The sequence below is a fragment of the Allomuricauda sp. M10 genome (assembly GCF_020782875.1).
Taxonomy (GTDB): domain Bacteria; phylum Bacteroidota; class Bacteroidia; order Flavobacteriales; family Flavobacteriaceae; genus Flagellimonas.
Genome location: NZ_JAJGBN010000004.1, coordinates 393700 through 401423 on the forward strand (window position 1 = coordinate 393700; position 7724 = coordinate 401423).

Annotated in this window: 8 protein-coding genes and 1 pseudogene; 2 read left to right on the top strand and 7 right to left on the bottom strand. The window is 41.7% G+C overall.

Annotated features, from left to right (window positions below):
• Positions 1–61 precede the first annotated feature (61 nt).
• From LKX84_RS12955 to LKX84_RS12975, 5 genes are all read right to left on the bottom strand, one after another.
• Positions 62–829 (bottom strand): YoaK family protein, encoded by a 768-nt coding sequence (locus LKX84_RS12955; protein WP_228237580.1) that lies wholly within the window; start codon positions 827–829, stop codon positions 62–64.
• Positions 813–1289 carry a hypothetical protein gene (locus LKX84_RS12960; RefSeq protein ID WP_228237581.1) on the bottom strand — a complete coding sequence of 159 codons (477 nt, stop codon included), beginning with the start codon at positions 1287–1289 and terminating at the stop codon, positions 813–815. The genes LKX84_RS12955 and LKX84_RS12960 overlap by 17 nt, the downstream gene beginning before the upstream one ends.
• 5 nt (positions 1290–1294) lie before the next feature.
• Positions 1295–1795: a hypothetical protein gene (locus LKX84_RS12965; RefSeq protein WP_228237582.1), complete on the bottom strand. Its 501-nt coding sequence runs from the start codon at positions 1793–1795 to the stop codon at positions 1295–1297.
• A 97-nt stretch (positions 1796–1892) separates the two neighbouring features.
• Positions 1893–3266: a sensor histidine kinase gene (locus LKX84_RS12970; protein WP_228237583.1), complete on the bottom strand. Its 1374-nt coding sequence runs from the start codon at positions 3264–3266 to the stop codon at positions 1893–1895.
• Complete coding sequence (locus LKX84_RS12975) at positions 3263–3961, bottom strand: response regulator transcription factor (protein WP_228237584.1); 699 nt, start codon at positions 3959–3961, stop codon at positions 3263–3265. The genes LKX84_RS12970 and LKX84_RS12975 overlap by 4 nt, the downstream gene beginning before the upstream one ends.
• 188 nt (positions 3962–4149) lie before the next feature.
• On the opposite strand from LKX84_RS12975, the gene LKX84_RS12980 reads away from it, so the two are divergent.
• The gene (locus LKX84_RS12980; RefSeq protein WP_228237585.1) at positions 4150–5880 is read left to right on the top strand and encodes an alpha/beta hydrolase-fold protein; all 1731 of its coding nucleotides are present in this window, start codon (positions 4150–4152) and stop codon (positions 5878–5880) included.
• Positions 5881–5933: 53 nt separating this feature from the next.
• On the top strand, positions 5934–6731 hold the full coding sequence (locus LKX84_RS12985) for a hypothetical protein (protein ID WP_228237586.1): 798 nt from the start codon (positions 5934–5936) through the stop codon (positions 6729–6731).
• Between the two features lie 101 nt (positions 6732–6832).
• On the opposite strand, the gene LKX84_RS12990 is transcribed toward LKX84_RS12985, so the two are convergent.
• Positions 6833–7501, bottom strand: a complete 669-nt coding sequence (locus LKX84_RS12990) for a bifunctional 4-hydroxy-2-oxoglutarate aldolase/2-dehydro-3-deoxy-phosphogluconate aldolase (protein WP_228237587.1) — start codon at positions 7499–7501, stop codon at positions 6833–6835.
• Between the two features lie 60 nt (positions 7502–7561).
• Positions 7562–7724: pseudogene (locus LKX84_RS12995) on the bottom strand (sugar kinase); the annotation flags it as partial.

Genomic DNA, 7724 nt, shown 5'->3' on the forward strand with positions numbered 1-7724 from the left:
ATCACTTTGATAAGGCCGGCTAACCTAGCTACATTATCCATGTGTAGCAAACCAAGTAATCTTAAAATTTTCTGTCGGAAATGGCATACCTGCGACTGTACATTCGTCTTCTCTGCACAAATTTGGTCACCTGAAGCTTGTAATAGTCATATAACAGTACCACGCTCAACACCATTCCAATGATGATAAAGGTTGAGTTTCCAATTTTATAGTAAAGCAACCCCGAAATAATACCCCCTGCCATGTAGGAGAACATAATGGCCAAAAGCAACTGTGCCTTTTCCACCAACTTTTTGTCGTTCCTGAACTCTTTTTTGGTGAACATGGAAAAAACGATTCCCAGGTCGGTGGTCAATCCTGTAAGGTGGGTGGTCTTGACCTTTCCGTTAGAGATACTTGCGGTGAGACCATTCTGAAGACCCATGGCAAACAACATGGCCGCAACAAGAAACTCCGTCTCCTTTAAACTTTCCGTATAAAAGTATTGGAGATATATACCAACGAACATCAAACAGGCCATTTCCAAAAAAACCGGAATGGCATGGGCCACATACCTGCCTGTTGGTGTATTATTATGGATGATCAAACAGTTGGAAGTGAAATTGCCCGCAAAAAAGAGAAAGATCCAAATAAGTACCACCGCACCTTGGTACCAATTCCCTTTTGCTATCTCCTGCGCAAGAATGGCGTAGTGACCTGTTACGTTGCTCGTGAAGGCGAAAAAAACGATCACCGAGATCACATTCACCATCCCGGCGGAGAAAGCGGTTAGTGCACCCAACTTAATATTGTCGGCAAAACTTCTATAATTGCTATATTTTCTGAGCATATTGCTTCGTGGGTATTCGTTTGAAGGTCATTTTAACAATACCCTTAACCTGTAAATCAAAATTAAACTGCACCACAAGTTCATCTTCCGAGATGCCAACCACTTGGTAGTCCTCTACCATACTGTTCAGGTGCTTTAGTTCTAAAATATTGCCTCTTCCCTTTATATTCCATTTCAGGTCTTCCTTGATCACCCCTTCTTCCAAAAAAGACAGGGTCTTATCTGGGCCGAAGCGCCATGTCTCCGCTTCATGAATGACCAGATTTCTGCATATTTCCTGTTTTTGGAAATCATCAATATCAAAATCCAGAACATTGTCATGGTTGAGTTTCTCGTATTTCCACGAAACTTCTTCCCAATCTCCTAGAATCAAAGTTTCCGGACTTTCGGTATCCATGAGCATCCATGCACTTAAGGCCAATAGCAGACTGAAAAAGAGATATATGGGCCAAAGTTTCATGCGTCTTATTTTATTCCGGTCAAGAAAACATTGGCAAACTGTGCCTTGCCAACTTCTACTCCTTCCATTTCTTCATCAAAGTTGATGTAAGCACACGGTATTCCACAGGTATCCAATAAAGAGAGGGTATCAAAACCTTTTGCTTTCTTGAAATCTAAAAACCCTTTTTGCGGAACAACAATTTCATCAATATTGGCCGCTTCCAGATAGTTCAAGAAATACGCCTTGCTCTTTGAAGTGATCAAATCCACATAAAGGGAATTCAACTTAATAGGATACTTGTTCTTAAGAACATTTGTTGCCTCGGTGAATTCTTCGGTCTGTAGTTCCTTGATCATTCTTGACTTGGAAAAGAACAACAAATCCGTAATGGAATTGGAAAGGTGCATGCCATGAAGCAAAACAATTTCCAACAATACATTTTTATTGTCTTCAACGGTTTTGCGAACCAATTCCAGTGACTTTACCGAAAAATCGGTTGGGATAAGGACTTTTTTTGTCTCCATGATTTGTTTTTTGTCAAAAGTACCATGGGACCCATTAGGGAATATTTAGAACGGGATTAGAAAACCCTTAGAATTATATCCTAAAATTAAAATGAAATTAGAGCGGGCCACTCCAAATGGGAAGATTGACCTTAACCGAGGTTCCCTTGCCCTCAACAGAGGTCACCTGTAATTCGCCATTGTGCATTAAAATAATGTTCCGGCTCAAGGGGAGACCAATGCCATATCCTGCATAGTCGGTGGTATTGGAGGCCCTAAAATAAGGATCGTAAATATAGGGCATCTCCTTTTCCGGGATACCGATGCCCGAATCTTGGACTAGGATCACCACGTGGGTACCTGAAGCGCCCAGGGCAATGAACACAGGCTGCCCGTTGGAATACTTGCAGCCGTTTACCACTATATTGGTCAATGCCAGGTGGAGCAGATAAAAATTGCCCTTTACCTTGAGCATTTCATGGTTTTCCGGTAAAAGACTAAAATCGAGGCAGATTTTAAAATTGGCGTTCAGTTTTTGAACGGTTTCCCTAACATCCAAAATGAGCTGATCGGTTCGCAATCGAACCAATTTTTGTGATTTTCCATCAAAACCTGTTTGGGCCAACAAAAGCAACGCCTTGGTCTTTTGTTCCAACTTTTCAGCTTCACTCAGGATATCCGTCAACGACTTTTTATATTGCTCGGCATCTCGCTCTTTAGAGAGGGCATAATCCGCTTCACCAATAATACTGGTCAAAGGGGTATTCAGTTCATGTGATGCATTGCTCACAAAATTCTTTTGGGTCTCAAAAGTGGTTTCCAATCGGTTCAACATATCGTTGAAGGTTTGGGCCAAGTTTCGGATGGAATCCTTGGATTTTGGCAAACGCAATCGTAAATGCAAATTTTCAGAGCCGATCATTTCCACCTCTTTTATAATCTGCTGAACAGGTCGTACCAAAGTCCTGGAAATGAGCATCGACACCAAAACGATCAACAAAAGTGCATATAGCAGCGATGTGATCAATAGATTCCTTAAATAAGCAATATGGTGCGAATAAAAATAGTTGTCCGCAGAGACCACAACAATGTATTCATCTCCTTTTATTGTGGTGTACTTAATTCCTGAATAAAAGATGCTCCCCTTTCTAAAACTACCAAAACCTTGGTTTAATAAGGTATTGCCAAACTCAGTGGGAAGGCTCTCCTGCCCATCGGCCACCACGATTACATTATTCTTGATCGGAAAGATATAATCCTTTTGGTTGGGAAGCTTTTCCAGATATTCCTGTCTGATTTCCTTTATGATCGATGCGTTGTCTGGATTGTCCAGCTGAATTTTCGCAGTGGTAGCAGCCCTGATTTCCAATCGCTTATAAAAATCGGTAAAAGAAAAATTAGAAATGGAATAATAGATGAAACCACTGAACAACAAGGTATAAATAAAGAATACCGAGATCAATAAATAAATGATACGATAATGGATTTTCATTTGCTGTCCTTTAATGCATAACCCATACCTACAACGGTGTGAATCACTCGATCCTGCCCGTTCCGTTCCAATTTCTTGCGGATATAGTTCACATAAACATCCACTACATTGGTCCCAATGTCAAAATTGATGCCCCACACCTCATCCAATAAGTCTGTTCTAGAAAGTACCTTATTCGGATTTTTCAGGAACATCAAAAGCAATCTATATTCAGTGGATGTAAAATTGATTTCCTCATTGCCACGTGTCACGGTTTTGGAATAATCGTCCAAATGAATATCCGCAAAGGAATAATGGTTACCGTTCTTGAACTTGGCATTGTCCAAGGCATCGGTCCTTCTGAGTAAGGTACGGAGCCTTGCCTTTAACTCAATTAGTTTGAACGGCTTGGTCAAGTAATCATCGGCGCCGTTGTCCAGACCCAACACTACATTTTCCACACTGCCCAAAGCGGTCAACATTAAAATGGGTAGCTCCCTATACCCAAGTTCCCTTATATTTTTGCATACCTCAAGACCATTCATGCCGGGTAGAAGAATGTCCAAAATGACCAAACTAGTGGCGTTTTTACCCAAAGCCTCTATCCCACTCGGACCATCCTTTTTATGGATTATCGTGTAGCCATCTTCTTCGAGGCCTTTTTTTAGGATATCAGCAACATTCTGTTCATCCTCAATCAGTAAAATTGTACCCATACAAACCTATCAAACTCACAAAAATAGATGCTATACATTGATATTCTGAACGTAACGGATTAAAATTTTATTAAAATCCACTTGTTCCATTCGCAAAATCACATGGGCTAAAGTACGGGCAATAAAGCCTTCATTTCCATTGGTTTGTGGTTGAAATGAAGTATCTTTTCATCTAAAATCCAACCGCCATGAAAAATTTCCTGTTCCTTGTTTATTGTTGCTCCTTAATGTTCCTTTCCTGCGAAAAAAAGGAAAGTTCCAAGTTTAGCATCGATGTAAGTTTTACTTCGGAAATAAGTCCTGACAAGAAGGACGGTCGTTTGCTTTTAATGCTTTCCACGGATGATAGCAAAGAACCCAGGTTCCAAATCAATGATGGGCTGTCCACCCAATTGATTTTTGGCGTGAATGTAGATGAAATGACCCCTGGGGAACCCATCAAATTTGACGAGACTGTTTTTGGTTATCCTTACACCAGTCTGGCTGATGTGCCCCCCGGCGAATACCATGTACAGGCCCTTTTGCATGTGTATGAGACCTTTAACCTATCCACAGGTCATACGGTAAAACTCCCTATGGACAATGGCGAGGGGCAACAATGGAACCGCTCCCCTGGAAATCTTTATAGCAAACCCTACAAAATAACGGTTGGCAGCAATGGTATTGAGAACATCTCAGTTGTCATGGACCAAGAAATTCCTGCCATTCCAGAGCCAGAGGATACAGAATGGATCAAGCATATTAAAATGAAGTCCGAAAAATTATCGGCGTTCTACGGTCGGGATATGTATTTGGGTGCGCACGTGCTGTTGCCGAAGGATTTTGATAAACATCCAGAAGCCAAATATCCGTTGATGGTTTTCCATGGGCATTTCCCCAGTGATTTTGGCGGATTCCGCACCACTCCACCCGACCCGAACTTGAAGCCGGAATACTCTGCACGTTTCGATTTGGATGGGTACAACATCATTCAACAGCAAGAGGCCTACGATTTTTACAAACGTTGGAACGAACCTGATTTTCCTCGTTTCTTGATCATCGAAATCCAACACCCTACCCCCTATTATGACGATTCCTATGCGGTGAATTCCGCCAGTCAGGGACCGTGGGGCGATGCCATTACCTACGAACTCATCCCCTATATCGAAAAGCAGTTCCAAGGTATGGGCGAAGGATGGTCCCGATTCTTGTACGGGGGTTCCACAGGTGGTTGGGAAGCCTTGGCCGTGCAGGTAAAATATCCCGAGGAATATAACGGTTGCTTTGCCGCCTGCCCAGACCCCATCGACTTTAGGGCGTATTGTCTCACCAATATTTACGAGGATAAGAATGCCTATTACTACGATTCTCCGCACAAAAAATTGGAAGTACCTTCCCATCGCAATTATTTGGGGAACATTCAATCAACATTAAGACAGGGCAATCATTTGGAGTTGGTTTTGGGTGATAAATCCCGATCTGGGCAACAATGGGATATTTGGGAAGCAACCTATTCCCCACAGGGTGATGACGGTTATCCTGCACGTATTTGGGATAAAAAGACCGGGGAAATCAATCACGAAGTGGCCGAATATTGGAAGGAAAACTATGACCTGCGCTATATTTTGGAACGGGATTGGGACAAATTGGGCGAAAGTTTAAAAGGTAAGATCCATCTCTATTGTGGCGATATGGACAACTATTACCTGAACAACGCCGTGTATTTGATGGAAGATTTTCTGGAAAGCACCACCGACCCCTATTATGAAGGGGAAGTGTTGTATGGAGATCGAGCAGAACACTGCTGGAACGGCGACCCCGACCAGCCCAATGCCATCAGCCGACTTCGGTATAACAGCATGTATGTACCCAAGATCATGAAACGTATTGCAGAAAGTGCACCAAAAGGAGCAGATTTAACGAGTTGGAGGTATCAGTAATATTAGAAATTCGGCAGAATACACTGCAGACGAATCATACAAAATTAAAGACATTGGGAAAGAAGAAAAAAATAATAATAATAGATACCTTTAATCCTTATGAAAATCGGTTTCCAAATAGAAAACTGGTTACGCGAGATACTTTACTTCTAATAAAATATTTACGTTCTGAAGGTTATAATGTTATTATTGAACCTGATAATGGGCTTCCCTTAGAATATCTTTACAAAAAGGGAATCGCAGAGTTTTTTGCAGACCCAATAAATATTACACTAATAAACATTCCTATAACCATATTAACAAATATAATTTCAAACCAAATCCAAAAACTATTTGACCAAAAAGAAACTATAATTAAAGAGAATATCAACATTAAAATTGATAATTCCACTATTACATACAATTATTTAGGTGAGCATCAGGAAAAAAGTAACCACAAGATTATTAATCAAAAACGGAAAGAGTTAAGGGATGGATTTGACAAATGCTTTGAAATAAAATCTCCTTACGAGGATTTACCTACTCCTGTATTTTTGGAACATAAACCCAAAATAGTGGGTTGGTGTTGGCTTTGGAGTGATGATGAAGGACTTAAATCTAAAATGGTAATAACTGATAAAATTGTCAAACGAAGGATTTCTCAAAACCGATTGAATGGACTGAGTGTCACTGGAATTGCAACAAAAACAGAATGCTCAATTTGTAAGTCTGATTTTGTTGATTGCAACCACATTCCTGGAAAAAAATACAAAGGAAAAAAATGTTCGAACACTATAATCGAAACAGACTATGTAGAAACAAGTATCGTTAAAGAACCCATTAATTCACAGTGTTTAATTAACTATAAATAGTTAATGCTTTAAACCATGATAGCTATTGGTTGCTTACAATAATGAATACATATAAATTGAAGCCTGTAATCACTTTGATACTAAAACAATCAAACAAAACTTTACTTAAGTAAACCCTGAATAATCCCCAAGACTTCCTTTACCGTAGCCGTCAATTTTGCAAAATCCTTCTTATCCAAAATTTCCTTGGAAATCAGTTGGGAACCCATCCCCACACAGGTCACCCCGGCGGAGAACCAGGCCTTCAGGTTGGCCTCGCTGGAGTCCACCCCGCCCGTGGGCATGATGCTCGTCCAGGGTTGGGGTCCCTTTATGGCCTTCACGAACCCGGGGCCGTACGTGGAGCCAGGGAACAGTTTGATGATTTCCACCCCCAGTTCCTCCGCGCGGTTGATCTCCGTAAGACTGCCACAGCCTGGATTGTACATTACCTTTCTTCGGTTGCAGGCAATGGCAATGTCCTCTCGTAATGAAGGCGTTACAATAAAACTAGCTCCCAATTGCATGTAGAACGAAGCGGCCGCGGCATCGGTGATGCTCCCCACCCCCATGATCATGCCCGGCAGTTCTTTTAAGGCATATTTGTTGAGTTCGGTGAACACCTCATGGGCAAAATCCCCTCTCGCCGTGAATTCCATCAATCGGGCACCGCCCTCATAACAGGCCTTCAACACCTGCTTTCCCAATTCCACATCGGGATGGTAGAACAAGGGGACCATGCCCGTCTCCGCCATTTTCTGTGCCACTTCTATCCGTGAATATCTTGCCATATCTCTTCTTTAACCTTTTTACTTTTTATCTTTCAATCTTTCAACCCTTCACCTTTTGCCCTATCTGGCCACCCTTCCGGAAGCATCCCCTCCCATCAGTTTCTCCACCTCATCCACGGTCACCAAATTCGCGTCGCCCACTATCGTATGTTTCAAGCATGAGGCGGCCACCGCAAAATTAAGTGCTTTCTGGTCATCATCCGGCCATGTGAGCAATCCGTAA

Bases quoted from the DNA above. Each gene is read 5' to 3' on its own strand.
- LKX84_RS12980 (WP_228237585.1), top strand. From the start codon at position 4,150: ATGAAAAATTTCCTGTTCCTTGTTTATTGTTGCTCCTTAATGTTCCTT.
- LKX84_RS12955 (WP_228237580.1), bottom strand. From the start codon at position 829: ATGCTCAGAAAATATAGCAATTATAGAAGTTTTGCCGACAATATTAAG.
- LKX84_RS12975 (WP_228237584.1), bottom strand. From the start codon at position 3,961: ATGGGTACAATTTTACTGATTGAGGATGAACAGAATGTTGCTGATATC.
- LKX84_RS12970 (WP_228237583.1), bottom strand. From the start codon at position 3,266: ATGAAAATCCATTATCGTATCATTTATTTATTGATCTCGGTATTCTTT.
- LKX84_RS12990 (WP_228237587.1), bottom strand. From the start codon at position 7,501: ATGGCAAGATATTCACGGATAGAAGTGGCACAGAAAATGGCGGAGACG.
- LKX84_RS12960 (WP_228237581.1), bottom strand. From the start codon at position 1,289: ATGAAACTTTGGCCCATATATCTCTTTTTCAGTCTGCTATTGGCCTTA.
- LKX84_RS12965 (WP_228237582.1), bottom strand. From the start codon at position 1,795: ATGGAGACAAAAAAAGTCCTTATCCCAACCGATTTTTCGGTAAAGTCA.